The 25,262-nt window shown below is 70.4% G+C and carries 18 protein-coding genes, 5 tRNA genes and 1 pseudogene; 13 read left to right on the plus strand and 11 right to left on the minus strand.

Translation table 11 applies throughout. The annotated features are described in order from the left end of the window. Window positions 1–229 precede the first annotated feature (229 nt). The 6 genes from purS (at window position 230) to purM (ending at window position 7,362) form a co-directional block, all read left to right on the plus strand. On the plus strand, window positions 230–475 hold the full coding sequence (gene purS, locus ACFW5B_RS21710) for a phosphoribosylformylglycinamidine synthase subunit PurS (RefSeq protein ID WP_006604673.1): 246 nt from the start codon (window positions 230–232) through the stop codon (window positions 473–475). Next, window positions 472–1,152 carry a phosphoribosylformylglycinamidine synthase subunit PurQ gene (gene purQ / locus ACFW5B_RS21715; protein WP_386441902.1) on the plus strand — a complete coding sequence of 227 codons (681 nt, stop codon included), beginning with the start codon at window positions 472–474 and terminating at the stop codon, window positions 1,150–1,152. The genes purS and purQ overlap by 4 nt, the downstream gene beginning before the upstream one ends. Further along, window positions 1,149–3,398, plus strand: coding sequence for a phosphoribosylformylglycinamidine synthase subunit PurL (gene purL, locus ACFW5B_RS21720; RefSeq protein ID WP_386441905.1), 2,250 nt, complete (start codon window positions 1,149–1,151; stop codon window positions 3,396–3,398). The genes purQ and purL overlap by 4 nt, the downstream gene beginning before the upstream one ends. 119 nt (window positions 3,399–3,517) lie before the next feature. Then, entirely contained in the window at window positions 3,518–4,315 is a 798-nt protein-coding gene (locus ACFW5B_RS21725; RefSeq protein ID WP_386441908.1) for a sterol carrier family protein, read from the plus strand. Window positions 4,316–4,674: 359 nt separating this feature from the next. Beyond that, entirely contained in the window at window positions 4,675–6,234 is a 1,560-nt protein-coding gene (purF, locus tag ACFW5B_RS21730) for an amidophosphoribosyltransferase (protein ID WP_386441911.1), read from the plus strand. A gap of 33 nt (window positions 6,235–6,267) precedes the next feature. After that, window positions 6,268–7,362, plus strand: a complete 1,095-nt coding sequence (purM, locus tag ACFW5B_RS21735; RefSeq protein ID WP_386441914.1) for a phosphoribosylformylglycinamidine cyclo-ligase — start codon at window positions 6,268–6,270, stop codon at window positions 7,360–7,362. 176 nt (window positions 7,363–7,538) lie between these two features. Here the strand turns inward: purM and ACFW5B_RS21740 are convergent, their stop codons facing one another. Then, the gene (locus tag ACFW5B_RS21740; protein WP_386441917.1) at window positions 7,539–7,784 is read right to left on the minus strand and encodes a DUF3073 domain-containing protein; all 246 of its coding nucleotides are present in this window, start codon (window positions 7,782–7,784) and stop codon (window positions 7,539–7,541) included. 318 nt (window positions 7,785–8,102) lie between these two features. Next, window positions 8,103–9,221 carry a Leu/Phe/Val dehydrogenase gene (locus tag ACFW5B_RS21745; protein WP_386441920.1) on the minus strand — a complete coding sequence of 373 codons (1,119 nt, stop codon included), beginning with the start codon at window positions 9,219–9,221 and terminating at the stop codon, window positions 8,103–8,105. A 198-nt stretch (window positions 9,222–9,419) separates the two neighbouring features. Here ACFW5B_RS21745 and ACFW5B_RS21750 point away from each other — a divergent pair, with 198 nt between their 5' ends. Further along, window positions 9,420–10,256 (plus strand): hypothetical protein, encoded by an 837-nt coding sequence (locus ACFW5B_RS21750; protein ID WP_386441923.1) that lies wholly within the window; start codon window positions 9,420–9,422, stop codon window positions 10,254–10,256. A gap of 514 nt (window positions 10,257–10,770) precedes the next feature. Further along, window positions 10,771–10,977, plus strand: coding sequence for a developmental transcriptional regulator BldC (bldC, locus tag ACFW5B_RS21755; protein ID WP_003949541.1), 207 nt, complete (start codon window positions 10,771–10,773; stop codon window positions 10,975–10,977). Between the two features lie 517 nt (window positions 10,978–11,494). Here the strand turns inward: bldC and ACFW5B_RS21760 are convergent. The 3 genes from ACFW5B_RS21760 to hrpA all read right to left on the minus strand — a co-directional run bounded on the left by ACFW5B_RS21760 (window position 11,495) and on the right by hrpA (window position 16,301). After that, window positions 11,495–11,728 carry a DUF6274 family protein gene (locus ACFW5B_RS21760; protein WP_386441925.1) on the minus strand — a complete coding sequence of 78 codons (234 nt, stop codon included), beginning with the start codon at window positions 11,726–11,728 and terminating at the stop codon, window positions 11,495–11,497. A gap of 322 nt (window positions 11,729–12,050) precedes the next feature. Next, window positions 12,051–12,125 (minus strand) — tRNA-Asp (locus ACFW5B_RS21765). Between the two features lie 93 nt (window positions 12,126–12,218). Next, window positions 12,219–16,301: an ATP-dependent RNA helicase HrpA gene (gene hrpA / locus ACFW5B_RS21770; protein ID WP_386442035.1), complete on the minus strand. Its 4,083-nt coding sequence runs from the start codon at window positions 16,299–16,301 to the stop codon at window positions 12,219–12,221. 333 nt (window positions 16,302–16,634) lie between these two features. Between hrpA and ACFW5B_RS21775 the strand changes: the two genes are divergently transcribed. After that, window positions 16,635–16,856, plus strand: coding sequence for a hypothetical protein (locus ACFW5B_RS21775; RefSeq protein ID WP_386441928.1), 222 nt, complete (start codon window positions 16,635–16,637; stop codon window positions 16,854–16,856). 50 nt (window positions 16,857–16,906) lie between these two features. Here the strand turns inward: ACFW5B_RS21775 and ACFW5B_RS21780 are convergent. The 4 genes from ACFW5B_RS21780 to ACFW5B_RS21795 form a co-directional block, all read right to left on the minus strand. Then, window positions 16,907–16,980, minus strand: a tRNA-Phe gene (locus tag ACFW5B_RS21780). A gap of 4 nt (window positions 16,981–16,984) precedes the next feature. Continuing rightward, window positions 16,985–17,059, minus strand: a tRNA-Asp gene (locus ACFW5B_RS21785). Between the two features lie 48 nt (window positions 17,060–17,107). Then, a tRNA-Glu gene (locus tag ACFW5B_RS21790) sits at window positions 17,108–17,180 on the minus strand. Between the two features lie 82 nt (window positions 17,181–17,262). Then, the gene (locus ACFW5B_RS21795) at window positions 17,263–18,954 is read right to left on the minus strand and encodes a metallophosphoesterase (protein WP_386441931.1); all 1,692 of its coding nucleotides are present in this window, start codon (window positions 18,952–18,954) and stop codon (window positions 17,263–17,265) included. 121 nt (window positions 18,955–19,075) lie between these two features. On the opposite strand from ACFW5B_RS21795, the gene ACFW5B_RS21800 reads away from it, so the two are divergent. The 4 genes from ACFW5B_RS21800 (at window position 19,076) to ACFW5B_RS21815 (ending at window position 22,904) form a co-directional block, all read left to right on the plus strand. Further along, window positions 19,076–19,426 (plus strand): metallopeptidase family protein, encoded by a 351-nt coding sequence (locus ACFW5B_RS21800; RefSeq protein ID WP_386441933.1) that lies wholly within the window; start codon window positions 19,076–19,078, stop codon window positions 19,424–19,426. A gap of 154 nt (window positions 19,427–19,580) precedes the next feature. After that, window positions 19,581–20,261: a hypothetical protein gene (locus tag ACFW5B_RS21805; protein ID WP_386441936.1), complete on the plus strand. Its 681-nt coding sequence runs from the start codon at window positions 19,581–19,583 to the stop codon at window positions 20,259–20,261. A 246-nt stretch (window positions 20,262–20,507) separates the two neighbouring features. Continuing rightward, window positions 20,508–22,631, plus strand: coding sequence for a DEAD/DEAH box helicase (locus tag ACFW5B_RS21810; protein ID WP_386441938.1), 2,124 nt, complete (start codon window positions 20,508–20,510; stop codon window positions 22,629–22,631). 200 nt (window positions 22,632–22,831) lie between these two features. Beyond that, window positions 22,832–22,904: transfer RNA gene (locus ACFW5B_RS21815), tRNA-Lys, on the plus strand. A 140-nt stretch (window positions 22,905–23,044) separates the two neighbouring features. On the opposite strand, the pseudogene xerC reads toward ACFW5B_RS21815, so the two are convergent. Both xerC and ACFW5B_RS21825 read right to left on the minus strand, forming a co-directional pair. Then, a pseudogene (gene xerC / locus ACFW5B_RS21820) lies at window positions 23,045–24,550 on the minus strand (tyrosine recombinase XerC); the annotation flags it as partial. Further along, window positions 24,547–25,227: a transcriptional regulator gene (locus ACFW5B_RS21825; protein ID WP_386441941.1), complete on the minus strand. Its 681-nt coding sequence runs from the start codon at window positions 25,225–25,227 to the stop codon at window positions 24,547–24,549. The pseudogene xerC and the gene ACFW5B_RS21825, both read right to left, overlap by 4 nt. Between the last annotated feature and the right edge of the window lie 35 nt (window positions 25,228–25,262).

Consider the following 25,262-nt stretch of genomic DNA (forward strand, 5'->3'; position numbering starts at 1 on the left):
CAATGCTTTTTCATTTGTACAGCGATGGGCAATGCATTGTGAAGCCCAGTTAATTTCGTCAGCGTGTCTTCCCGCAATCCGGACCCCGGATCTTTTCGAGGATTTTTCCTGCGGTGCACTCCTGCCGATACCGGACCGTGATCCGGGGCACTGTATATCTATGCGCGTAGATTTTCGAACACGGTACTGTGAGGACACCGCCTTACGCACCACACCACCGGGAGTGCCAGTGGCACGCGTCGTAGTCGACGTCATGCTCAAGCCGGAGATCCTCGACCCGCAGGGGCAGGCGGTGCAGCGCGCACTGCCACGCCTGGGCTTCGAGGGGATCGCCGACGTCCGTCAGGGCAAGCGTTTCGAACTTGAGGTGGAGGGTCCGGTCGACGACGCCGCCCTCGCTCGCATCCATGAGATGGCCGAGACCTTCCTCGCCAACACCGTCATCGAAGACTTCACCGTGCGGGTCGACTCATGACCTCGCGGATCGGAGTCATTACCTTCCCCGGCACGCTCGACGACCGGGACACCCAGCGCGCGGTCCGGGTGGCCGGCGCCGAAGCGGTGCCGCTGTGGCACCGCGACAAGGACCTCAAGCAGGTCGACGCCGTGGTGCTGCCCGGCGGCTTCTCGTACGGCGACTATCTGCGGGCCGGGGCCATCTCCCGTTTCTCGCCGGTGATGGAGACCGTTATCGAGCAGGCCAAGGCCGGTATGCCCGTCCTGGGTATCTGCAATGGCTTCCAGGTGCTCACCGAGAGCCACCTGCTGCCCGGCGCGATGCTGCGCAACAACCATCTGCACTTCATCTGCCGCGACCAGAAGCTGCGGGTGGAGAACGCGGAGACTTCCTGGACCGTGGACTACGAGTCCGGCCAGGAGATCAGCGTTCCGCTGAAGAACATCGACGGCCGGTACGTCGCCGACGAGCGCACGCTGGACATGCTGGAGGCCGAGGGCCGGGTCGCCTTCCGCTACCTGGACGGCAACCCCAACGGCTCGCTCCGCGATATCGCCGGCATCACCAATGAGGCGGGCAATGTCGTCGGCCTCATGCCGCACCCCGAGCACGCCGTGGAGCCGCTGATCGGTACGGGGCGTACCGACGGCCTCGGATTCTTCACCTCGATCCTGAAGAAGCTGGTCAACGCATGACTCTGGACACCGTCAAGCACGCGGCCGAGACGCCGGACACCGACCAGCCGTGGGCCGAACTCGGCCTGAAGCAGGACGAGTACCAGCGCATCCGGGAGATTCTCGGCCGCCGTCCCACCGGCGCCGAACTCGCCATGTACTCGGTCATGTGGTCCGAGCACTGCTCCTACAAGAGCAGCAAGGTCCATCTGAAGCAGTTCGGTGAGAAGGCCCCCGAGAACGACGCACTGCTCGTCGGCATCGGCGAGAACGCCGGTGTCGTCGACGTCGGCCAGGGCTACGCCGTCACTTTCAAGGTGGAGTCCCACAACCACCCCTCGTACATCGAGCCCTACCAGGGCGCGGCCACCGGCGTCGGCGGGATCGTCCGCGACATCCTGGCCATGGGCGCCCGCCCGGTCGCCGTCGTCGACCCGCTGCGGTTCGGCGCCGCCGACCACCCCGACACCAAGCGTGTGCTGCCGGGCGTGGTCGCCGGAATCGGCGGTTACGGCAACTGCCTGGGCCTGCCCAACATCGGCGGCGAGGTCGTCTTCGACGCCTGCTACCAGGGCAACCCGCTGGTCAACGCCGGCTGCATCGGCGTCATGAAGCACGAGGACATCCACCTCGCCAAGGCGTCCGGCGCCGGCAACAAGGTCATCCTCTACGGCGCCCGCACCGGCGGCGACGGCATCGGCGGCGTCTCCGTGCTGGCCTCGGAGACCTTCGACGACTCCAAGCCGGCCAAGCGCCCCGCCGTCCAGGTCGGAGACCCCTTCCAGGAGAAGCTGCTCATCGAGTGCACCCTGGAGATCTTCAAGGCGGACCTGGTCGCCGGTATCCAGGACCTCGGCGGCGCCGGGCTGTCCTGTGCCACCAGCGAGCTGGCCTCGGCCGGCTCCGGCGGTATGCGCGTCGAGCTGGACACGGTGCCGCTGCGCGACTCCTCCCTCTCGCCCGAGGAAATCCTCATGAGCGAGTCCCAGGAGCGGATGTGCGCGATCGTCGAACCCGGGAAGGTCGACCGCTTCCTGGAGATCTGCGAGAAGTGGGATGTCATCGCGACCGTCATCGGTGAGGTGACGGACGGCTCCCAGCTGGAGATCTTCTGGCACGGCGAGCAGATCGTGGACGTGCCGCCGCGCACCGTCGCCCATGAGGGCCCGGTCTACCAGCGCCCCTACGCGCGCCCCGACTGGCAGGACGCCCTCCAGGCCGACGACGCGGCCAAGCTGCCGCGCCCGGCGACCGCGGAGGAACTGCGGGCCCAGGTGCTCCAGCTGGTGGCGTCGCCCAACCAGGCCTCCAAGGCGTGGATCACCGACCAGTACGACCGGTTCGTGCAGGGCAACACCGTCCTCGCGCAGCCGGAGGACTCCGGCATGGTCCGCATCGACGAGGACACCGACCTCGGTGTCGCGCTCGCCACGGACGGCAACGGGCGCTACGCCAAGCTCGACCCCTACACGGGCGCGCAGCTGGCGCTGGCCGAGGCGTACCGCAATGTCGCCGCGTCCGGTGCCAAGCCGCTGGCGGTCTCCGACTGCCTGAACTTCGGTTCGCCCGAGGACCCGGCCGTGATGTGGCAGTTCGCCGAGGCCACGCGTGGTCTCGCGGATGCCTGCCAGACCCTGGGCACGCCCGTCACCGGCGGCAATGTCTCGCTGTACAACCAGACCGGCGAGGTGGCGATCCACCCGACCCCGGTCGTCGCGGTGCTCGGTGTCATCGACGACGTGAACCGGCGTACGCCGATCGCCTTCGCGGAGGAGGGCCAGCTGGTCTACCTCCTGGGCGAGACCCGCGAGGAACTCGGCGGTTCGGCGTGGTCGCAGGTCGTGCACGACCACCTCGGCGGTCTGCCGCCCGCGGTGGACCTGGAGCGCGAGCGGCTGCTGGCGGAGGTGCTGATCTCGGCGTCCCGCGACGGCATGATCGACGCCGCGCACGACCTCTCCGACGGCGGTCTGATCCAGGCGCTGGTGGAGTCCTGCCTGCGCGGCGGCAAGGGCGCCCGCCTCGTCGTGCCCGACGGGCTGGACCCCTTCGTCCTGCTGTTCTCCGAGTCGGCGGGCCGCGCGGTCGTCGCCGTCCCGCGCAGCGAGGAGCTCCGCTTCACCGACATGTGCGGTGCGCGGGGGCTGCCGGCCACCCGGATCGGTGTGGTCGACGGCGACGCGATCGACATCCAGGGCCAGTTCAGCCTGCCGCTGAGCGAGCTCAAGGCGGCGCACGAGGCGACCATCCCGGGCCTGATCGCCTGAGTCCGGCCGGGCGGTGCACTCCGCCCGTACGACGGTTCCGACGGCCCGTCCCCGGTCAGGGGGCGGGCCGTTGCCGCATTCCGGGGACGTTGTCAGTGGCCCCGCCTAGTCTGATCACCATGCCTCCCGTCGCCCGGAAGCCGCGCCCCCGCCAGTACGACCCGAAGAAGACCCGCGCAGCCGTCACGGTCCAGCTCGGCCATGTCCGGGACGCCGTACGCGGCCTCACGCCCGAGCAGTTCGCGCTGCCGACCCGGCTCGGCGACTGGACGGTGCGCGAGCTGGTGGCGCATCTGTCCATGGCGCTGGGCGCGGTGGCGCGGGGCATGGCGCAGCCGGCCCCACCGCAGCCGGAGGCCACCCTGCTGGAGTGGCCGTCCGCGTCCGCGCCGCTCGCGGCCTCCGTCGACGAGCGCACCCGCGCCCTGGCCGCCGCCCATGACCCCGTCGAGCTGCTGGAGCGCACCGCGGCGGAGTTCGCCGAGCGCGTCGGCGCCGAGCGCGACGACCGGGTGGTGGCCGCCGTCCCCGGTGCGCTGCGGCTGTCCGACTTCCTGGTCACCCGCTGTCTCGAACTCGTCGTGCACGGCGACGACCTGGCGGCGGCGACCGGCCGGGAGATCCCGTTCGACCGCCAGGCCCTGGCCACCACGACCCGGCTGCTGGCCGATGCGCTGGCGGCCCGCGCGCCCGGCGGCTCCGTCGAGGTGCGGGTCCCGCCGTTCGCCGTGGTGCAGTGCGTCGAGGGCCCCCGGCACACCCGCGGCACCCCGCCGAATGTCGTCGAAACCGACCCGCTTACCTGGATACGGCTGGCCACGGGCCGTACGACCTGGGCCGAGGCGGTGGCCGCGGCACGGGTCAGCGCCAGTGGCGAGCGGGCCGATATCGCCGGATATCTGCCCGTCATGAGCTGACCCGCGCCGGGCCCGGCCGGGTCGCTTCCGGCGCCGGACGGCCGCGTCGCGTATCTCACACGGACGGGACGGCGCCGCGGCGGCGAACCGGCGGAAAGCGACGCCCTGGCCGTGGAACGGGTGCGCGCGGGGGAGTGGGAAGCGGAGTGCTGCAGTCCGCTCGGCGGTGAAGAAAACCCAGTTCAGCGCGGCGCCGGGCGCGGCACCCGGCCCCGCGGAAGCGGCGTCCCGGCCCGTCGGCCGCCGCCTCAGCTGCCGTGACCACGTCAGCTGTCCACCGCCCCGCATTCATGCACTTCTCCAGTTGCGGGTGCATCCCCGGTTCGGATGAATGCGCGACCTGCCCTAGACTCGGTGCCGTGCCACGTGGTGACGGACGACTCAACCACGACCTGCTCCCCGGCGAGAAGGGCCCCCAGGACGCTTGCGGCGTCTTCGGTGTCTGGGCTCCGGGTGAAGAGGTCGCCAAACTCACCTATTTCGGGCTGTATGCGCTGCAGCACCGTGGACAGGAGTCCGCGGGCATCGCGGTGAGCAACGGCTCCCAGATCCTCGTCTTCAAGGACATGGGCCTGGTCTCCCAGGTCTTCGACGAGACCTCCCTCGGCTCCCTCCAGGGCCACATCGCCGTGGGCCATGCCCGCTACTCCACCACCGGTGCCTCGGTGTGGGAGAACGCCCAGCCGACCTTCCGTGCGACCGCGCACGGCTCGATCGCGCTCGGCCACAACGGCAACCTGGTCAACACCGCCGAGCTGGCCGATCTGGTCACCGCGCTGCCCCGCGAGGGCGGCCGCGCGACCCAGGTCGCGGCCACCAACGACACCGACCTGGTGACCGCCCTGCTGGCCGGCCAGGTCGACGAGGAGGGCAAGCCGCTGACCGTCGAGGAGGCCGCCCCGCGCGTCCTGCCGAAGGTCAAGGGCGCCTTCTCGCTCTGCTTCATGGACGAGCACACGCTCTACGCCGCCCGCGACCCGCAGGGCATCCGCCCGCTGGTCCTCGGCCGCCTGGAGCGCGGCTGGGTGGTGGCCTCCGAGACCGCCGCCCTCGACATCTGCGGCGCCAGCTTCATCCGGGAGATCGAGCCCGGTGAGATGGTCGCCATCGACGAGGACGGTCTGCGCAGCAGCCGCTTCGCCGAGGCCCGCCCCAAGGGCTGTGTCTTCGAGTACGTCTACCTGGCCCGCCCGGACACCGACATCGCCGGCCGCAACGTGTACCTCTCCCGGGTGGAGATGGGCCGCAAGCTCGCCGCCGAGGCACCCGCCGACGCCGACCTGGTGATAGCGACTCCGGAGTCCGGCACCCCGGCCGCCGTCGGGTACGCCGAGGCCAGCGGCATCCCCTACGGCTCGGGCCTGGTTAAGAACTCCTACGTCGGCCGGACCTTCATCCAGCCCTCGCAGACCATCCGCCAGCTCGGTATCCGCCTCAAGCTCAACCCGCTCAAGGAAGTCATCCGCGGCAAGCGCCTGGTGGTCGTCGACGACTCGATCGTCCGCGGCAACACCCAGCGCGCCCTGGTCCGGATGCTGCGCGAGGCCGGCGCCGCCGAGGTCCACATCCGGATCTCGTCCCCGCCGATCAAGTGGCCGTGCTTCTTCGGCATCGACTTCGCCACCCGCGCGGAGCTGATCGCCAACGGGCTGAGCGTGGAGGAGATCGGGAAGTCGCTGGGCGCCGATTCGCTCGCGTACATCTCCATCGACGGCATGATCGAGGCGACCACCATCGCCAAGCCGAACCTCTGCCGCGCCTGTTTCGACGGCGAGTACCCGATGGAGCTGCCCGACCCGGAGCTGCTGGGCAAGCACCTCCTGGAGTCGGACACCGCGGCGGCGGCGAAGTCCGACGTGGACGGCGTCCAGACGCTCACGGCCGGGGTCGGCGGCGCCGACGCGCTGCGTCGCCCGTAGAGCTCGTATCCACCCGACACGAAAGTTCTCAGCATGTCCGCTGAATCATCTGAGCGTGCTCCGCACGCGGGCACCGGTGCCAGCTACGCGAGCGCGGGCGTCGACATCGAAGCCGGCGACCGCGCCGTGGACCTGATGAAGGAGTGGGTGAAGAAGGCCACCCGCCCCGAGGTCGTCGGCGGGCTCGGCGGCTTCGCCGGCCTCTTCGACGCCTCGGCGCTGAAGCGGTACGAGCGGCCGCTGCTGGCCTCCGCCACCGACGGCGTCGGCACGAAGGTCGACATCGCCCGCAAGATGGGCGTCTACGACAGCATCGGCCACGACCTCGTCGGCATGGTCGTCGACGACCTGGTCGTCTGCGGCGCCGAACCGCTGTTCATGACCGACTACATCTGCGTCGGCAAGGTCTACCCGGAGCGGGTCGCCGCGATCGTCAAGGGCATCGCCGAGGGCTGTGTGCTGGCCGGCTGCGCGCTGGTCGGCGGCGAGACCGCGGAGCACCCGGGGCTGCTGGGCGCGGACGAGTTCGATGTCGCGGGTGCCGGCACGGGTGTCGTCGAGGCGGACCGGGTCCTGGGCGCGGATCGCATCCGTACGGGTGACGCGGTGATCGCCATGGCGTCCTCCGGCCTTCACTCGAACGGGTACTCGCTGGTCCGCCACGTGCTCTTCGACCGGGCGGGGATGGCCCTGGACCGGGAGATCCCGGAGTTCGGCCGCACGCTCGGCGAGGAGCTCCTGGAGCCCACCAAGATCTACTCGCTGGACTGCCTGGCGCTGACCCGTACGACCGAGGTGCACGCCTTCTCGCACATCACCGGCGGCGGTCTGGCCAACAACCTCGCCCGGGTCATCCCGGACGGTCTGCACGCCACCGTCGACCGCTCCACCTGGACGCCGGGCCCGGTCTTCGACCTGGTCGGTTCGGCCGGCTCGGTCGAGCGCCTGGAGCTGGAGAAGACCCTCAACATGGGCGTCGGCATGATCGCCGTGGTCCCGCAGGGATCGGTGGAGGCCGCGCTGACCACGCTCGCCGACCGCGGGGTGGACGCCTGGGTCACCGGCGAGATCGTCGAGCGCGGTGCTCACGCCGAGGCAGTGACCCTGACCGGTGACTACGCGAGCTGACGGACCGCGCCTATCCCATGGCCCGGTGGTCCGGGCCATGGGCGGCCCGTGCGGCCGTCGTCGCGACGGCCGCACCCGAGGTCATCCGCTCAGCGATCCGGGCAGCACAGAACCCGGTCCGGGCAAGCCCAGGACCGGGTCCGTGATGCTGTTATGGGTGCCGCGAGCGCAGAGACTCAAGCGCGACGACGCTGGTCCGACGAGTCGCCCTCGTCCTCTTCGTCGTCGTTGTACAGCTCTGCGTACCGTGCGTACGGGTCGTCGTCCTCGTCATCCTCGAACGGCTCTCCGTTCGGAGGCTGCTGGTTCGACGGTGTTGCACCCAGCTCGTCGGCCAGTCGTGAGAGATCCGTCCCACCGCTGCTGTACTTCAGCTGGCGGGCGACCTTTGTCTGCTTGGCCTTGGCCCGGCCGCGCCCCATGGGTCGACCCCCTCAATGACGGGGCTCGATGGCCCCAGAGTCTTGACACGCGTTCATGGATCAGAGCGGGCTCTCGACAGAGAGACCGGCCCGTAGGGCTTTAACGGTACCTGCTTCCGCGGCCATACGGTACGTCGCCCGCATCACCCGCCGCTCGGCACGACCGGCAAGGTGCCCCGTCCCCGCTGGTCAACTGCGATTTTAACCTGTCCCGTACGGCGACCCGCCGACGGGTGGTGAGGGATGTCTCCCTGATCACCCGTGGCGGGCCGCCCAAGGGTCGCTTTCCGGCCGACAAGGCCGCATTTCCGGCCTCGGTCAGCCGCGGCGGCCCTCCGCCATCCGCTGCTCGGCCAGGCGGTCGGCGGCCGCGGCCGGCGGAATGCCGTCGGTCTTCGCACGAGCGAATATCGCCAGGGTGGTGTCGAAGATCTTCGCCGCCTTGGCCTTGCAGCGGTCGAAGTCGAAGCCGTGCAGCTCGTCGGCCACCTGGATGACACCGCCGGAGTTCACGACGTAATCGGGGGCGTAGAGGATGCCGCGGTCGGAGAGATCCTTCTCGACGCCGGGGTGCGCGAGCTGGTTGTTGGCCGCGCCGCACACCACCTTTGCGGTCAGCACCGGCAGCGACTCGTCGCTCAGCGCACCGCCCAGCGCACACGGCGCATAGACGTCCAGACCCTCGGTGCGGATCAGTGCCTCGGTGTCCGCGACGGCGGTGACCTGCGGGAACTTCGCGCGGACCCGGTCCACCGACTCGGCCCGGACATCGGTGATCACGACCTCGGCGCCGTCCTGGAGGAGGTGCTCGACGAGGAGGTGGCCGACCTTGCCGACGCCCGCGATGCCCACCTTGCGGCCGCGCAGCGTCGGGTCGCCCCAGGCGTGCTGGGCCGAGGCGCGCATGCCCTGGAAGACGCCGTAGGCGGTCAGCACGGAGGAGTCGCCGGCGCCGCCGTTGTCGGGGGAGCGGCCGGTGGTCCACTTGTTCGTACGGGCGACGACGTCCATGTCGGCGACGTACGTACCGACGTCGCACGCGGTGACATAGCGGCCCCCGAGGGAGGCCACGAACCGGCCGTAGGCGAGCAGGAGTTCCTCGGTCTTGATCAGATCGGGGTCACCAATGATCACGGCCTTGCCGCCGCCGTGATCGAGTCCGGCGAGGGCGTTCTTGTAGGACATGCCGCGCGCCAGGTTCAGGGCGTCCAGCACGGCCTCCTCCTCGGAGGCGTAGGCGTGGAAGCGGGTGCCGCCGAGGGCGGGGCCCAGGGCGGTGCTGTGGATGGCGATGACGGCCTTCAGGCCGCTGGCACGGTCCTGGCAGAGAACGACCTGCTCATGGCCCCCCTGCTCCGACCGGAACAGGGTGTGCAGAACGCCGCCGTCGGTGCCGGCGGAGGCCGGACGTACGTCAGTCACTGTGGTGACTCCCATAAGTCGCGAAGGGACGCCCTCCTAACAGGTGGGGAGGGCCGGTTGAAAAGAGCGTAAGACCTGCGCGGCCGGTTGATCCGCCAGGTGCTGAGGATCACCCTCTCCCGGGGGACGGGCATGGGACGATCTGGTCGTATCGCAGGCCGGCGGGGGTCCTCCGGATCTCCCGGCGGTGGACTTCCCTCTGAAGGAGCGGGCGTGGCCCTGGCGTCGTCGGTGAAGGTCCCGTACATGGCATATCTGCGGGTCTACGAGCCGCTGGCTGCGTTCCCGGAGCCGGAACGCTCCCACTGGGCACGCTATGCCAGGCGGGAGAAGACCCCCACCGCACAGGACGAGCAGCGCCGGGCGCTGGCGGATCTGCTGCCGACCCCACCCGTTCCCGTGCCGGTCCACGAGAGCGCGGACGCCTTCATCGCCGTCGTGGACGACGTCACCTGCGTCTGCCCCTGGCGCACCCGGCTGCGCGGCTGGCAGGCCCTGGAGTCGCTGGACGAGCTGCTGCCGGCCCCGGTGCTGGACGCGGCGCTGCCCCCGGTGGTGCGCCGGCAGGCGGCCACCGACTACGAGCAGTGGCGGGAGCGCAACCCGGACGCCCGGCCCTGGATCCGCGGCGCCGCCTGGCACGTCCCGGTCCGCTGGTTCGTGCTGTTCGCCGACGGCGAGCGGGAGTACACGAAGAGCGACCAGGGGCCGGTGCTGCGCTACCGGACGCCGATGGTGCAGGCGCGGCGCCGGGTCGCCCGTGGCCTGCGCACGCTGCGGGACGCCCTGGAAGAGGGGCCCTTGATCGAAGGCCTGGTAGATGTGGGGCGCTGGCTCGAGGAATTCCATCCGCGTTCGCTCGTGGAGCTGGATTACGGAGGGCTGGTGCACGCGGTGCCCGACGGGCAGCTCGCCGAGGACCGTTCCGCCGCCGAGGTGGCGGAGGGGCTGGCGGCGCTGCGCGAGGGGGACGGCGAGCGGGCCGGAGCCGCGTACGAGAAGCTTTCCCAGCGGTGGCGTGCGGTGCGCGAGCGTCAGTTCTCCAGCTGAGGCGTGGTGTGGTGCCGGGGGTTCGTGGCGCGGAAGCGTCCCCTTCGCTTTTCGGTGGCCGGCCGGTAAAGGACGTAGGTCCTGATCCGGGCGATTGCCTCAAGCGTGACCTAAAGCACTGACATCGGGTCTTGCTCCCAAGCCATACCCTCGTGCCAAAATAGGACAAGGAGCCCGACCAGGGCTCCTTCCGTCCAACTAAGGGCGGATAGATCGGTATTGCGTTCCTTGAGGGGTCTCGTGGCGGCTGATCACGCTGTGACTGATCGTCACGGACGGGTGACTGTCCGCTATGGCACGGTCCATCGGCATCCGCCGAGGTTGAACACCTGAGAGGGCAATTCCATCGGTTTGGCCGACGTGGCTGGACAGATGGTGTAGTTGTAGTGCCGAGGACAAGCCGTTCGTCCTATAACCGACTCGGCCCGCGTCCGCCATTTCGGGCAACGTGGGTCAAGGTGCAGAATTTAGAGGAAAGAACCGTGATGGTTCGGTTCTCCCGAGGAGGCCGCTCATGACCGCTCGCACCCCTGACGCCGAGCCGCTGCTTACCCCTGCTGAGGTCGCCACGATGTTCCGCGTGGACCCGAAGACGGTGACCCGCTGGGCCAAGGCAGGCAAGCTCACGTCCATCCGCACGCTCGGAGGACACCGGCGTTACCGCGAGGCTGAGGTCCGCGCACTGCTCGCGGGCATTCCGCAGCAGCGCAGCGAGGCCTGAACAACCGCATAACCAGGACGTTTTCGGGGCCCCCAACCCGAAAGCGCCCGCTTTGTGCCACAGCTCTACCGCTTCACACAGCTTCATATGACGCGGCGCCTGCCCCACAGGCCCCTCACCTGCTCCACTTGGGTACGTCATCGATCGCGCTGGACTCCGCCGGGTCCAGCGCGATTTTTGTGTGTGCGCCCGCTTCAGCGCCCGTCAGGGCGGTCGGGTCGGCCTGGCGCCGACGTCGCTCCGGACGGCGGCCAGGGGGTCTTCACGGGGCCTGTGAGGGTCGTTCAGCGCAGACCCCGAGCCCCCTTCCCGAAGTCGTCTGGGGGGTGGTGCAATTGCACATATTAAATTGACCGGTTGTAGGGCGGGTGTAAGTTCCGCATCGCGCCAAACTTGTTCGGTGACACCCGTCACAGGGTCCGATGCTTGAAGACGATACTTCCGCTGCGATAGTGAACTCCGCCCGCGACACCCCACAGGCCGGCGCCGCGCGAGGGCCGGCGCAGGGGCCTGGTGGTCACCGGCTCGCGGGACTTCCGTCCCCGTCCGCCGGCGGCTCGCAGACGGCCGCGGGCGAGGCGGTGGCGGATTCGGGCGCCGGACGTCCCGAACGGCCCGTGTGCGGCTCCATGGCGAGCCGTTGCAGCTGATGGCAGACGGGGCAGTGCCGCATCACATGGCGATAGCCCGCGGCGGCGGACAGATGGGCCCGCAGCAGTGCCCTGGTCTCGTGCCGTACCGCAGTCGTCATTGCGCATACCTCCCCGGCCCCCACGCTTTCCTCAGTGAGTACCGGCGGTACGTGCCCCCGTCAATACAGTGGGCGGCAATCCGGCTACGGTCCGCAGTCGACGGGGCCGAAAACGGACGGCGGTGCGACTGCTGGGTGGCGGGGCGCGGGGGAGGGCCGACGGGGCCCGTTTCGGCGCTGCGGCCCGGGGTGGTGGCCGACCGTGGCCGTGGAGCGTGAGCTGACGGGGTGTCGGGTGGCCGGTGGTGGCCGCGCACGGGGCGCGGCCCGGTCCAGGCAGCAGAACGGCCCGCATCCGAGAGGGATGCGGGCCGTGGAGATGCGGTCCTGACGGGATTTGAACCCGCGGCCTCCACCTTGACAGGGTGGCGAGCACTCCAAACTGCTCCACAGGACCTTGCGTTTCGCTTTCCGCTTGCGGCGGGCTGCGAGCAAGACTGTACAGCAGGTCAGGGGGTGCGGTCGAACTCGCTACCGGCAGGCCGGGTTCCTACGGCGCGGCGGCGTCCACCGCCTTCACGATGCGCTTGTCGGAGACCGGGTACGCGGTCCCCAGCGCATGGGCGAAGTAGCTCACCCGGAGCTCCTCGATCATCCAGCGGATCTCCAGGGCCGCGGGCGGCACCGGGCGGCCCTGCGGGAACTGCTCCAGCAGCCAGGCGTATTCGTCCTGCATCTCCTTCACCTTCGCCATACGGGTGCGGTCCCGCTCGGCGTGGGTGGGCAGCTGCTGCAGCCGGCGGTCGGCGGCGACCAGATAGCGCATCAGGTCCGGCAGCCGCTTGGCGCCGTGCGCCGTCACGAAGCCCGGCTTCATCAGCGCCGCAAGCTGCTCCTTGACGTCCGCCAGGGACGGCAGCAGGGAGGGGAACGTCGTCTCCTTCAGCCGGCGCTCGCACGCCTGCCAGGCGGCCAGCACCTCCTGGACCTGCTGGATGGTCCTCAGGGTGACGTCCACCAGGTCCGCCCGGACCGCGTCGAACAGCTTGCGGAAGGACTCCTCGTCCCACGCCGGGCCGCCCCGGGCCGCGATCAGACGGTCCGCCGCGGCGGTGACGCAGTCCTCGAAGAGCGCCGGGATGGAGCCGTGCGGATTGCGGGACAGCGCGAGCTTCTGCTGGTTGCTCAGCTTGCCCTGGGCGAACTTGGCAGGGTTGGACGGAATGTTCAGCAGGATGAGCCGGCGGGTGCCCGCCCACATCGCGGTGAGCTGCTCGGCCTCGGTGTCGAAGAGGCGTACCGCGACGCTGCTGCCCTCGTCGACCAGCGCCGGATAGGCCTTCAGCGGCTGGCCCGCCCGCCGGGTCTCGAAGGTGCGCGGAAGCGTGCCGATCGTCCAGGACGTCAGCCCGGTCCGCTGCTCGGGGCCGGCCGTCGCGCCGTCGCCCGCGCCGCCCTTGCGGTCCCGGCCGGGCCGTTCGGCGGCCTGCTCGAAGGCCTTGGAGATGGCCGCCCGGGTCTTCGGCTTGAGCTTCAGCCGCAGCGCCTCCAGGTCTTTGGCCTCGGCGAGCTTGCGCCGCCGCTCGTCGACCACCCGGAAGGTGATCTTGAGGTGGTCGGGGACCTTGGACGCGTCGAAGTCCGCGGCCTCGACGGGGACGCCCACCATCCGCTGCAGACCGGCCGCCAGAGACGTCGTCAGGGTGCCCTGGAGGGGGACCGTGGAGTCCAGGAAGCGGGCCGCGAAATTCGGGGCCGGGACGTAGTTGCGCCGGATCGGCTTGGGCAGGGACCGGATCAGCTCCGTCACCAGCTGCTCGCGCAGGCCCGGGATCTGCCAGTCGAAGCCCTCGGAGGAGACCTGGTTGAGGACCTGGAGGGGGATGTGGACGGTCACGCCGTCCGCGTCGGCGCCCGGCTCGAACTGGTAGGTGACCTTGAACTTCAGCTTTCCCTGCCGCCAGGAATCCGGGTAGTCGTCCTTGGTGACGGCCTCGGCGGACTCGTTGATGAGCATCGAGTGCTCGAAGTTCAGCAGCTCCGGCTCTTCGCGGTGCCGCTTCTTCCACCAGGCGTCGAAATGCGCCCCGGAGACCACGTCCGCGGGGATGCGCCGGTCGTAGAAGTCGAAGAGCGTCTCGTCGTCCACGAGGATGTCGCGGCGCCGGGCGCGGTGCTCCAACTCCTCGACCTCGCCGAGGAGTTTGCGGTTGTCATGGAAGAACTGGTGGTGGGTGCGCCAGTCGCCCTCGACCAGGGCGTTGCGGATGAACAGGTCCCGCGAGGTCTCCGGGTCGATCCGGCCGTAGGCGATCTTGCGTTGGGCGACGATCGGCACGCCGTAGAGCGTCACCCGCTCGTACGCCATCACCGCGGCCATCCTCTGTTCCCAGTGCGGCTCGCTGTACGTGCGTTTGACCAGGTGCTGGGCGAGCGGCTCGATCCACTCCGGTTCGATCCGGGCGTTCACCCGCGCCCACAGGCGGGACGTCTCGACCAGCTCGGCGGACATCACCCAGCGCGGCGGCTTCTTGAAGAGCGCGGAGCCGGGGAAGACCGCGAACTTGGCGCTGCGGGCGCCCAGATACTCGTTCTTGGCGTCGGTGTCCTTGATGCCGATGTGCGAAAGCAAACCAGAAAGCAGGGAGGTGTGGATGTGGTCCGGCGCCGCGTCCTCCTCGCTGAGGTGGATGCCCATCGTCTTGGCGACCGACCGCAGTTGGGAGTAGATGTCCTGCCACTCGCGTATCCGGAGGTAGTTCAGGAACTCGCTCCGGCACATCCGGCGGAAGGCCGAGGAGGACAGTTCCTTCTGCTGCTCGCGGATATGACGCCAGAGGTTGAGGAAGGCGAGGAAGTCGGAGGTCTCGTCCTTGAAGCGGGCGTGCTGCTGATCGGCCTGCTGCTGCTTGTCCGCGGGCCGCTCGCGCGGGTCCTGGATGGACAGCGCCGCCGCGATGACCATGACCTCGCGGACACAGCCGTTGCGGTCGGCCTCCAGCACCATCCGCGCCAGCCGCGGGTCGACCGGCAGCTGGGACAGCTTGCGGCCCATCGGGGTCAGCCGCTTCTTGGGGTCCTTCTGCTTGGTGTCCAGCGCCCCGAGCTCGCTGAGCAGATCGACGCCGTCCTTGATGTTGCGGCGGTCCGGCGGGTCGATGAAGGGAAACTTCTCGATGTCGCCGAGGCCGGCCGCGGTCATCTGCAGGATGACGGAGGCGAGGTTCGTCCGCAGGATCTCCGCGTCGGTGAACTCCGGACGGGAGAGGAAGTCGTCCTCTGAATAGAGGCGGATGCAGATGCCGTCGCTGGTACGGCCGCAGCGGCCCTTGCGCTGATTGGCGCTGGCCTGCGAGACCGGCTCGATGGGCAGCCGCTGGACCTTGGTGCGGTAGCTGTAGCGGGAGATCCGGGCCATGCCCGGGTCGATGACGTACTTGATGCCCGGGACGGTCAGCGAGGTCTCGGCGACGTTCGTGGCCAGCACGATCCGCCGGCCCGTGTGCCGCTGGAAGACGCGGTGCTGCTCGGCGTGCGACAGCCGGGCGTACAGCGGGAGGACCTCGGTGGCCGGGAGGTTCTTCTTGTTGAGCGCGTCCGCGGTGTCGCGGATCTCCCGTTCGCCGGAGAGGAAGACCAGGATGTCGCCGGGCCCGGCGGACCGCAGCTCGTCCACGGCGTCGCAGATCGCGGTGATCTGGTCGCGGTCCGCGTCCTGGCCGCCCTCCTCCAGCAGTGGGCGGTAGCGCACCTCCACCGGGTACGTCCGGCCGGAGACCTCGACGACCGGCGCGGTCGGCTTCGTCTCCCCGTCGCTCCCGGAGCCGTCTGCGGCGTCCGGGGAGCCGGCGCGGTCGGGCGCCGCCCCTACGGACGCGAAGCTGCCGAAGTGCCGGGCGAACCGCTCCGGGTCGATGGTCGCCGAGGTGATGACGATCTTGAGGTCCGGGCGCCGGGGCAGCAGCTGGGCCAGATAGCCGAGGATGAAGTCGATGTTGAGGCTGCGCTCGTGCGCCTCGTCGATGATGATCGTGTCGTACTGGCGCAGCTCCCGGTCCGTCTGGATCTCGGCGAGCAGGATGCCGTCCGTCATCAGCTTGACGAGGGTGTCCCCGCCGACCTGGTCCGTGAAGCGGACCTTCCAGCCGACCGCCTCGCCCAGCGGGGTCTTCAGCTCCTCGGCCACCCGCTCGGCGACGGTACGGGCCGCGATCCGGCGCGGCTGGGTGTGCCCGATCAGGCCCCGGACGCCGCGGCCGAGCTCCAGGCAGATCTTGGGGATCTGCGTCGTCTTGCCGGAGCCGGTCTCACCGGCGACGATCACGACCTGGTGGTCGCGGATCGCGGCGAGGATCTCGTCCTTCTTCTGGCTGACCGGCAGCTCTTCCGGATACGTGATCTCGGGCACCGCGGCGCGCCGCTGCTCGACCCGCAGCTCCGCCTCGTCGATACCACCGGCGATCTCCGAGAGCACCGCGGCGCGGGCCTCGGGCTTACGGATGCGGCGCGCGCCGTCGAGCCGGCGCCCCAGCCGCTGCTGATCGCGCAGCATCAGCTCGGGGAGACGTTCCAGCAGGTCGGAGAGGCCGGGAGCGGCGGTGCCGGGCAGCGCGGGAGCAGAGCCGTCGGGCATGGCGGAGGCAGGCTGACTGGACATACGTCCCCCAGGATCTCACCTCCTCTGAACGACTGGCGAACCATTTGCCCGCGCGGGCGGCGGCCGGGCGCCGTGACAGCCGGGCCCCGGCCGGCCGCCGCGCCCGTCTCCCGCGCCTCCGGGCGGGGCGGTGCCGCTGTACGGGTGGCCCGCGCAGGCAGCGGCGCCTGCCGTGGAGCGGACCGGGGAACAGGGCCGCGTACCCATGCATTCCGTGCAGCCGGGAACCCGGGTGGGGAAAGGCGGAAAACAGCGCCGGTACCGGGAAAAGAGGGGAGAACGCCTGTGCGGGTACGTCAGGATGGCCGCATGGACAAGGGATTGCGACGGATAGCCGGCGTCATGATGATGATCGCCGGCATCGCCTGTGACGTATGGCTGGCCTTCGGTGCGCCGGACGACTGGGAGGGCGCTGCGCGGGTGCTGCGTTTCGGGCTCGGCCTCGCAAGCACGGGGGCGATCACCTGGGGTGCCGGGCTGATCTTCTGGCTGCCGAAGCACGAACACCCGGAGGCGGCCGACGTCACATAGGAACGAAGAAGGCCCCGATTCGGCGAATCGGGGCCTTCTTTCAAAGGGTGTGGCTGGGGCCGGGGTCGAACCGGCGACCTATCGCTTTTCAGGCGATCGCTCGTACCAACTGAGCTACCCAGCCGCAGCGGTCCTGACGGGATTTGAACCCGCGGCCTCCACCTTGACAGGGTGGCGAGCACTCCAAACTGCTCCACAGGACCTTGCATTGTGCGAAAGCGGCGCAAGCCATTCTCACACACGATGTTGCGTGCCCCCAACGGGATTCGAACCCGTGCTACCGCCTTGAAAGGGCGGCGTCCTGGGCCACTAGACGATGAGGGCTGGTGGCCACCTTGGCGTCGTTACCGGCGCCGTCGGGGACGTGAGAAGCATATGGGATGGGAGGACGGTTCGCCAAAACGGTTTAGCGGCGGTGGTCGGAAGGGCTCCTGGCCGGGGGCCCGGGAGAGCCGGACGAGGGGGTGGACGGCGGGCGGGCGGACGGGTCAGCGGCGGGCGGGGAGCCGGACGGGGAACGCGTGGCGCCGGGTTGGTTCTCGTGGGGGAGGTGGCGGCTGACCTCGGCCCGCGACAGGCCCAGCCCGCCGAGGGTGACCTCGTCCCAGGCCTGCAGCCGTTTCGTCGTCCGGTCCAGATAGAGCACCGACGCGAGGACCGGCTCGGGCTTCTTGTTCTGCACCGCGCGAAGGCCGCCGCCGCCCGTGGAGCCCTCGACCATCAGCCGGGTGCCCCGGGGGAGCAGGGTGTTCTCCCGGTGGTGGACATGGCCGGCCAGGGCCAGTGGGGCCAGGCCGTCCGCCTCGGTCACGGCGGCGGGGTTGTGGGCCAGCGCGATGTCGACGGGGGTGCCGGCCAGCCGCTGGGTGCGCAGCGCGTCGGCGAGGCGGCCGCCGGCGGTGCGCTCGGCGGGGTCGCCGGCCGCCACCACGGAGCGGTCCGGGGTGAACTGCGGGTCGCCGACGCCCGCGATGCGTACGCCGGCGATCCGGGTGACCTTGCCGTGGTCGAGGACGGTGACGTGGCGGCGGCCGGTCAGGTACTTCTGCGTGCCCCGTGAATCGTGGTTGCCGCGCACCCATACGTAGGGGGCGCCGAGGGCGGAGGCCGGGTCCAGGAAGTGGTTCTCGGCGGCCGAGCCGTGGTCCATGGTGTCGCCGGTGTCGACGATCACGTTGATCCGGTACTGCTTCACCAGGGAGGCGATGATCCGCCAGGCGGCGGGGTTGAGGTGGACGTCGGAGACGTGCAGGACGCGGATCGTGGTGGGGTCCGGCTGGTAGGCGGGCAGCGTCGAGGTGGCGTCGTAGAGCTTGGTGACGTTGGTCACCAGGCGCGCCAACTCCTTCTGGTAGACGTTGAATTCGCTGACGATGCTCCGGGCGTTGCCGACCACGGACGGGGCCGAGGTGAGCAGTCCGGAGAACTTCGGCTCCAGTACGGACTCGGGGTTCCAGGTGGCGTACGCGGTGCCCGCCGAGGCGGTGAGCAGGGTGAGCGCCAGACCGCCGGCGGCCAGGGCGCGGCGCGGGCGGCGGTAGACGGCCAGGGCCAGCGCGGTGGCGCCGGAGGCCACGGCGACCGCGGAGTGCAGCAGGAGCCCCCTGGCGCCGCGGGTGACATCGCGGGTGACCTCGGACTGCAGCCCGGCGAACCGTTCGGGGTGGTCGACCAGCGCCTGGGAGCGCACCGGGTCCAGCCGGTCGACCGCGACATCGAGCCGCAGGGGCGCGTGGTGGCTGCTCAGTTCCAGGTCGCCGAGCGGCGCGACGTCTATCCGGGTGCCGCCGGTCAGGGAGGGCCGCAGCGCCATGCTGGTGTCCATGGGGCCGACGGGGGCCCGGATGCCGCCGATCAGGAGCAGTCCCAGCCCGGCGCCCACGACGGTGACGGCACTCAGGCCCAGGGCGGAGGACCAGGGGCGGTGCGGGGCGCCGTCGGGCAGAGAGCCGGCGGGGGCCGTACGGCGGGAGCGGTGGCCGCGGCGGACCGCTGCGGGGAGAGTGCGCAGTCCGTCGAGGCCGGTATGGAGCAGCCGGTGCAGGGGGCTTTGCGGCGGGTCGGGGTGCGGTGTCCGGGAGCGCGCTGCGCGGGCCATTGGTCCCGTATGCCCGACCGTGGCGCCGTTAAGCGCGGAGTGGCGGCTTCCGGTTGGGGCTGCGGTGCGACGGGCGGGCGGCGACGATCGGTGGGGACGCGGCGTGGCGGAGAATGGTGGTGTGCTGGAAATGACGCGCGAGGAGTTCGAGGAACTGGTCGCCGAGGCGCTGGACCGGATCCCGCCGGAGCTGACCCGGCTGATGGACAACGTGGCGGTCTTCGTCGAGGACGAACCCCCCGCCGAAGACCCCGAGCTGCTCGGGCTCTACGAGGGGACGCCGCTGACCGACCGGGGGGAGTGGTACGCGGGCGTGCTGCCGGACCGGATCACCGTCTACCGGGGGCCGACCCTGCGGATGTGCGACACCCGCGAGGACGTGGTCGCGGAGACCGAGGTGACGGTCGTTCATGAGATCGCGCACCACTTCGGCATCGACGACGAGCGGCTGCACGCGCTGGGCTACGGCTGAGCCGCGCCCTGGAGGCCGGAGGGGCTGCGGGCCGCCTCCGGAAGGCGTGCCCGCTGTGATCAGCCGGGCGGGGTGCGTGTCCTCAGGTGGGGAGCGGGAGTTGGGCAGGGCGTCCGTGCCGCCGTCCCTGCGTTCCGGATCCGGAGGTCCCGCCGTGCGCCCGAGCACACACCGCCCGTCGTCCCTGACGCCGACACCGTCCCCGTCGTCGTCCGCCGTCCCTGCCCCTGCCCCCGCGTCGCGCCCGCCGTCGGTCCGGGCCCGCTCCCGGGCCGCCGCCGTGGCCGTGGCCGTCTCCGCGCTGGCCGCGGCCCTGGGCGGCTGTATGAACGTGAGCGATCCCGAGGAGCCGAAACCGGCCGGCCGCAGCGCGCGGCACGACGGGAAGGAGGGCGGGTCCGGCCCCAACGGGGTGACCGTGGACGGCCGTGGCGACGGACCGCGGCGGATGGGCCGCAACGGCGAGTCCCGTCCGGCCGGCGGCAAGGGCAAGAAGGCGGGCAAGGCGTCGAAGAGCGCGGCGCCGGAGCCGTCCGAGCCCGGGACGCCGTCCCGCCCCGTACAGCCGTCGGGCCCCGAGCCGGGCTCGTCCGGGGGCCACGGTGGTTCCGGCGGCCACGGCGGGCGGCCCGGACACACGGAGCCCTCGCCGCCCCGCCCCGAACACCCGGCCACCCCGCCGGCCTCCTCCGTGCCCAGCACGCCGCCCGCGCAGCCGACCCCGCCGCCGAGCAGCCCTTCGCCGCCGCCGAGTTCCCACGCCTCGGGTCCGTCCCCCGTCTCGCCGATGGCGTCACAGCCGGAAGAGTCGGAGCTCTACGACGCGGAGGCGTGAGGGATTACGGGCGGCGCGGGTGGGTTTGTCCGCGGGGGCGGACGGCCCGGTCGGAAGGCCATTTGCCATCCGGGGGGCGGAGTGCGTATGGTGGTAGATCGTTTGATCCCATTTGCCCGGCGCCAGAACAGAAGCGCGCCGCGTGGCGCGTTCTCTCCCTTGCCGTGGCTGACCGCATAGAGGCGGTCGTGTGAAACACACGGAGTTTGGGCGCGTGCCGAGACTCCGGAAGGTTTCGCATTTCGCATGTCCATTTCCACTGAGCAGTCCGTCATGCCCGCACTCGACGAGCAGACGGCTCCCGAGGTGACGACGGCCGACGACGCACCGGCCACCGACACCGTCACCTTCGCCGACCTCGGACTGCCCGAGGGCGTCGTCCGCAAGCTCGCGCAGAACGGCGTCACCACCCCCTTCCCGATCCAGGCCGCGACCATTCCGGACGCGCTGGCCGGCAAGGACATCCTCGGCCGCGGCCGCACCGGCTCCGGCAAGACCCTCTCCTTCGGTCTGCCGACCCTGGCACAGCTCGCCGGCGGCCACACCGAGAAGAAGAAGCCGCGCGCGGTCATCCTCACCCCGACCCGTGAGCTGGCGATGCAGGTCGCCGACGCCCTCCAGCCCTACGGCGACGTCCTCGGCCTCAAGATGAAGGTCGTCTGCGGCGGTACGTCCATGGGCAACCAGATCTACGCCCTGGAGCGCGGCGTCGACATCCTCGTCGCCACCCCGGGCCGGCTGCGCGACATCATCAACCGCGGGGCCTGCTCCCTGGAGAACGTCCAGGTCGCGGTCCTCGACGAGGCCGACCAGATGTCCGACCTGGGCTTCCTGCCCGAGGTCACCGAGCTGCTGGACCAGGTGCCCGAGGGCGGCCAGCGGATGCTGTTCTCGGCCACGATGGAGAACGAGATCGGCACCCTGGTCAAGCGCTACCTGACCAACCCGGTCAGCCACGAGGTCGACAGCGCCCAGGGCAACGTCACCACGATGACCCACCACGTCCTGGTCGTGAAGCCGAAGGACAAGGCGCCGGTCACCGCCGCCATCGCCGCCCGCAAGGGCCGCACCATCATCTTCGTCCGCACCCAGCTGGGCGCCGACCGCATCGCCGAGCAGCTCGTCGAGTCCGGTGTGAAGGCCGACGCGCTGCACGGCGGTATGACGCAGGGCGCGCGCACCCGCGTGCTCGCGGACTTCAAGGACGGCTACGTCAACGCGCTGGTCGCCACCGACGTCGCCGCCCGAGGTATCCACGTCGACGGCATCGACCTGGTCCTGAACGTCGATCCGGCCGGGGACCACAAGGACTACCTGCACCGCTCGGGCCGTACCGCCCGCGCCGGCCAGTCCGGCACCGTCGTCTCGCTGTCGCTGCCGCACCAGCGCCGGCAGATCTTCCGGCTGATGGAGGACGCGGGCGTGGACGCCTCGCGCCACATCGTCGGCGGCTCCGGTGCCTTCGACGAGGACGTCGCCCGGATCACCGGTGCGCGCTCGCTCACCGAGGTCCAGGCCGAGTCGGCCAACAACAGCGCCAAGCAGGCCGAGCGCGAGGTGAGCCAGCTCACCCGTGAGCTGGAGCGCCTGCAGCGCCGCGCCACCGAGCTGCGCGAGGAGGCCGACCGGCTGACCGCCCGTGCCGCCCGCGAGCGCGGTGAGGACCCGGACGAGGCGGTCGCCGCCGCGGCCGAGACCGCCGCCGCCGAGGTCGCCGAGGCCGCCGCCGTGCCGGCCCAGGCAGGCGCGTCGGACGAGCGCCGCGACGACCGGGGCAACTTCGAGCGCCGGGACCGTCGTGACGAGCGTTCCGGTGGCCGTTCCTTCGACCGTGACCGCCGCGATGACCGGGGTGGCTTCGGCCGGGACCGTCGTGACGACCGTTCCGGTGGCCGTTCCTTCGACCGCCGTGACGACCGGGGCGGCTTCAACCGCGACCGCGGCGACCGTCGTGACGAGCGCGGTGGCTTCGGCCGGGACCGCCGTGACGAGCGTTCCGGTGGCCGTTCCTTCGACCGTGACCGCCGTGACGACCGGGGCGGTTTCGGCCGGGACCGCCGTGACGAGCGTTCCGGTGGCCGTTCCTTCGAGCGCCGTGACGACCGGGGTGGCTTCAACCGCGACCGCGGCGACCGTCCGAGCCGCCCGTTCAACCGTGACGACCGCTCCGGCGGCCGTTCCTCCGGCGGCTACCGCTCCGGTGGCGGCGACCGCCCGTTCAACCGTGACGACCGCTCCGGCGGCCGCCCGTCCTCCGGTGGCCACCGCTCCGGCGACCGCCCCTACGGCCGCCGCGACGACCACCGTGGCGCCCCGACCGGCTCCTTCGGCCGCCGCGAGGACAAGCCGCGCTGGAAGCGCAACGGCTGATCACCGAGGCTGATCCGCGGGGCCCGTACGCACGCAAGTGCCGTACGGGCCCTGTGTGTTGTACGACACCGATACGGCCTGCCGGGCCCGTGGAACGGCCTCGCGGCGCCTCTCCGGACGGCCCCGCGGCACCCCGCCGGATGGCTTGATCCGTAATGCCTTCGGGCTGCGGCACCTCCTCGGGCTATGCTGCTCGGTGCGGGCCATTAGCTCAATTGGCAGAGCAGTGGACTTTTAATCCATTGGTTCAGGGTTCGAGCCCCTGATGGCCCACCGTCATCGGTCGAGGAAACCTCCTCTGACCTGCGAGACAGCGCTCCCATCGGCTCAGGCCGGTCGGGGCGCTGTTTCGATTTCGGCCCGTGCGTGAGCGATGCGTGAGCGGGAGCGCCGGGGCCCTCGCCGCCGGGCACTTTCCGGCGGCCCCTCGGGATGAGCTGCGCCGCCTTCTCGGCTATCTCACGGTCGAGTTCGGGCAGCAGGCTCGTGTACGTGTCCGAGGTCAGGGCGATGGTGGAGTGGCGCAGGACCTCCTTCACCGTGTGGATGTCCCCGCCGCCTCCGTGGGTCAGGGTGGCTGCGACGTGGCGCAGGTCGCGAAGCGTGATCGGTGGGAGGTCCGTGGTCGCCAGAATGCGGCGGAACGTCTCGGAGACGGTTTCCGGGTGCAGGCACGAGCCGTCCTCCTGGGTGAAGACCTTGCCCGTGTCCTGCCACGCGGAGCCCCATGCCAGGCGCTCCGCGTCCTGTTGGGTCTTGTGAGCCCGCAGAAGGGCCAGATTCAGGCTGTCGAGGGCGATCGTGCCGGCGCTGCCGTCGGTCTTGGGCTCGGACTCGTACGGGGCCCAGCCGTCCACCACGATCTCCTTGGCGGGAGTGATCAGCCCCGCCTCCAGATCGATGTCCGCCCACTCCTGCCCAACGCCCTCACCGCGCCGCAGGCCGCGTGTGCCCACGATGTGGAAGAACGGATACAGCCGATCGCCCTCGGCGGCGTCGAGGAAGCCACCGAACTGCGCCGGTGTCCACACCATGACGGGACTCGGCAGCTTGCCGGTCTCGTGCCACCGGCGGACGCGCTCCTCCGTCCAGAGCAGAGGCTTCGGCCGCTTGCCGGATTCGAGTTCGACGTGGGCCGCCGGGTTGAACGTGATGAGTTGCTGGGCGATGGCGGCGTTGAGCGCAGCGCGCAGAGTCCGGCGGATGGCCTGACGAGTGGCGGGGCCGTTCAACTTCCGGAACGGCTTCATCTCGGCCAGCTTTCGCTGCTCCTCGGCCAATCGCGCTCGCTCGGCGGCCACGGGCCGCCCCGGCTTGCTCGGCTTGCAGCGCGCGATCTGCTCACTGCGGGCCTGGTTTTCTGCCTCGATCACCTCGTTCTGGAGCGCGATGGCATCGAACATCTCCACCAGGTGGCCGACATGGAGACGGTCGAGGCGGATGTGCCCGATGCGCGGCTTGAGGTGGACGCGGATGTGCGAGGCATAGCCATTGAGCGTCGTCTTACGCCGCTTCTTGGAGGCGAACCACGAGTCGAGCCACTCCCCGACGGTGACGGTGCCACGCAGGGCCAGGCCGGCCCTCAGTCGGCGGCGGGTCTCCTCCGGCTCGGGCAGCGGTGCCTTCTCATCGGCGATCTCCTCCAGCATGGCGGTCAGCCGCTCAGTGCTGTCCGGGTCGTCCTGGTCGACGAGGGCGAGGAGCGCGCGAATGTGGTCGAGGTCGGCCTGAGCGGCCTTGAGGCTCTCGTAGCCAGCGCGGCTGAAGGAGCGGCGGGTGCCGTCCTCGCGGGGCGGGAGCTCCTGGCGTATGGAGTACGAGCCGTGCTTGCGGCTGGTGAGCTTGGGGCAGTTCTTGCCGAGCGGCTTGCCGGACTTCGGGTCACGGCAGTAGCAACGGCGGTGCGTGGAGCCCTTCAAAGGCGTTCCTCCGGGTTGGTGTCGGCGTCGGCTTCGGGCGGGTCGACGTCATTTAGTGCGGGTGGGAGGTCGGGTGGGGTGGCTCCGTCCTCGCGGAGGTCTCTGCGGAGGTAGCGGAGGTTGTACTTGGCGGAGACGGCTTGCTCGGCGTATTTGGTCCGCTTGCGTTCGGCTTCTTCCTGCTGGGCGCGGCTGGTTGCCGTCTTGGCTGCGAACCGCGCCTGTTCTTCTTCTTCGAGTGCGGCCAGGGCGGTGCGTACGAGGCTGGCGTGAGCTTCGAAGTCGGGCACGAGGCCCGCGTCGTGCCCGGGCACGTCCTCTTCGCCGGTGAAGCGCCGCAGGGCGTCCCAGGTGGGGACGAGGTCGTGGAAGGGGAGTTCCTGAGTTCGGTCGACGTAGCCGACCGGGAAGATCAGGCAGGCCGGGTACGTCTCCAGGGCGGCGGCCAGGACCATGACGTCCACCAGCGGAAGGCTGGCCCGGCGTCCGGATTCCATATTGGCGATCACGTTGCGCGGGATGGGATGCCCGAGCTGCTCGCACTGGTCGGCCAGCTCCTGCGCGCTCCACCCCATCTCCTTCCTCCTCCGTCGGACCTCGCCGGCCACATTGGCCTTGATCCGGTCCACCCACTCCGGAACTTCGTCTGCTTCATCATCCCTACCGCTCTGTGTCATGTGGACACATTAGCTTGAGGATCCTGGTTGGTAGG

The sequence above is a fragment of the Streptomyces sp. NPDC058773 genome (assembly GCF_042746015.1).
Lineage (GTDB): Bacteria > Actinomycetota > Actinomycetes > Streptomycetales > Streptomycetaceae > Streptomyces.

Excerpts from the sequence above, each read along its gene's own strand:
- bldC (WP_003949541.1), top strand. The coding sequence starts at position 10,771 with ATGACCGCTCGCACCCCTGACGCCGAGCCGCTGCTTACCCCTGCTGAG.
- ACFW5B_RS21760 (WP_386441925.1), bottom strand. The coding sequence starts at position 11,728 with ATGACGACTGCGGTACGGCACGAGACCAGGGCACTGCTGCGGGCCCAT.
- purL (WP_386441905.1), top strand. The coding sequence starts at position 1,149 with ATGACTCTGGACACCGTCAAGCACGCGGCCGAGACGCCGGACACCGAC.
- ACFW5B_RS21810 (WP_386441938.1), top strand. The coding sequence starts at position 20,508 with ATGTCCATTTCCACTGAGCAGTCCGTCATGCCCGCACTCGACGAGCAG.
- purQ (WP_386441902.1), top strand. The coding sequence starts at position 472 with ATGACCTCGCGGATCGGAGTCATTACCTTCCCCGGCACGCTCGACGAC.
- hrpA (WP_386442035.1), bottom strand. The coding sequence starts at position 16,301 with ATGCCCGACGGCTCTGCTCCCGCGCTGCCCGGCACCGCCGCTCCCGGC.
- ACFW5B_RS21725 (WP_386441908.1), top strand. The coding sequence starts at position 3,518 with ATGCCTCCCGTCGCCCGGAAGCCGCGCCCCCGCCAGTACGACCCGAAG.
- ACFW5B_RS21775 (WP_386441928.1), top strand. The coding sequence starts at position 16,635 with ATGGACAAGGGATTGCGACGGATAGCCGGCGTCATGATGATGATCGCC.
- ACFW5B_RS21825 (WP_386441941.1), bottom strand. The coding sequence starts at position 25,227 with ATGACACAGAGCGGTAGGGATGATGAAGCAGACGAAGTTCCGGAGTGG.
- purM (WP_386441914.1), top strand. The coding sequence starts at position 6,268 with ATGTCCGCTGAATCATCTGAGCGTGCTCCGCACGCGGGCACCGGTGCC.
- ACFW5B_RS21740 (WP_386441917.1), bottom strand. The coding sequence starts at position 7,784 with ATGGGGCGCGGCCGGGCCAAGGCCAAGCAGACAAAGGTCGCCCGCCAG.
- ACFW5B_RS21745 (WP_386441920.1), bottom strand. The coding sequence starts at position 9,221 with ATGGGAGTCACCACAGTGACTGACGTACGTCCGGCCTCCGCCGGCACC.
- ACFW5B_RS21795 (WP_386441931.1), bottom strand. The coding sequence starts at position 18,954 with ATGGCCCGCGCAGCGCGCTCCCGGACACCGCACCCCGACCCGCCGCAA.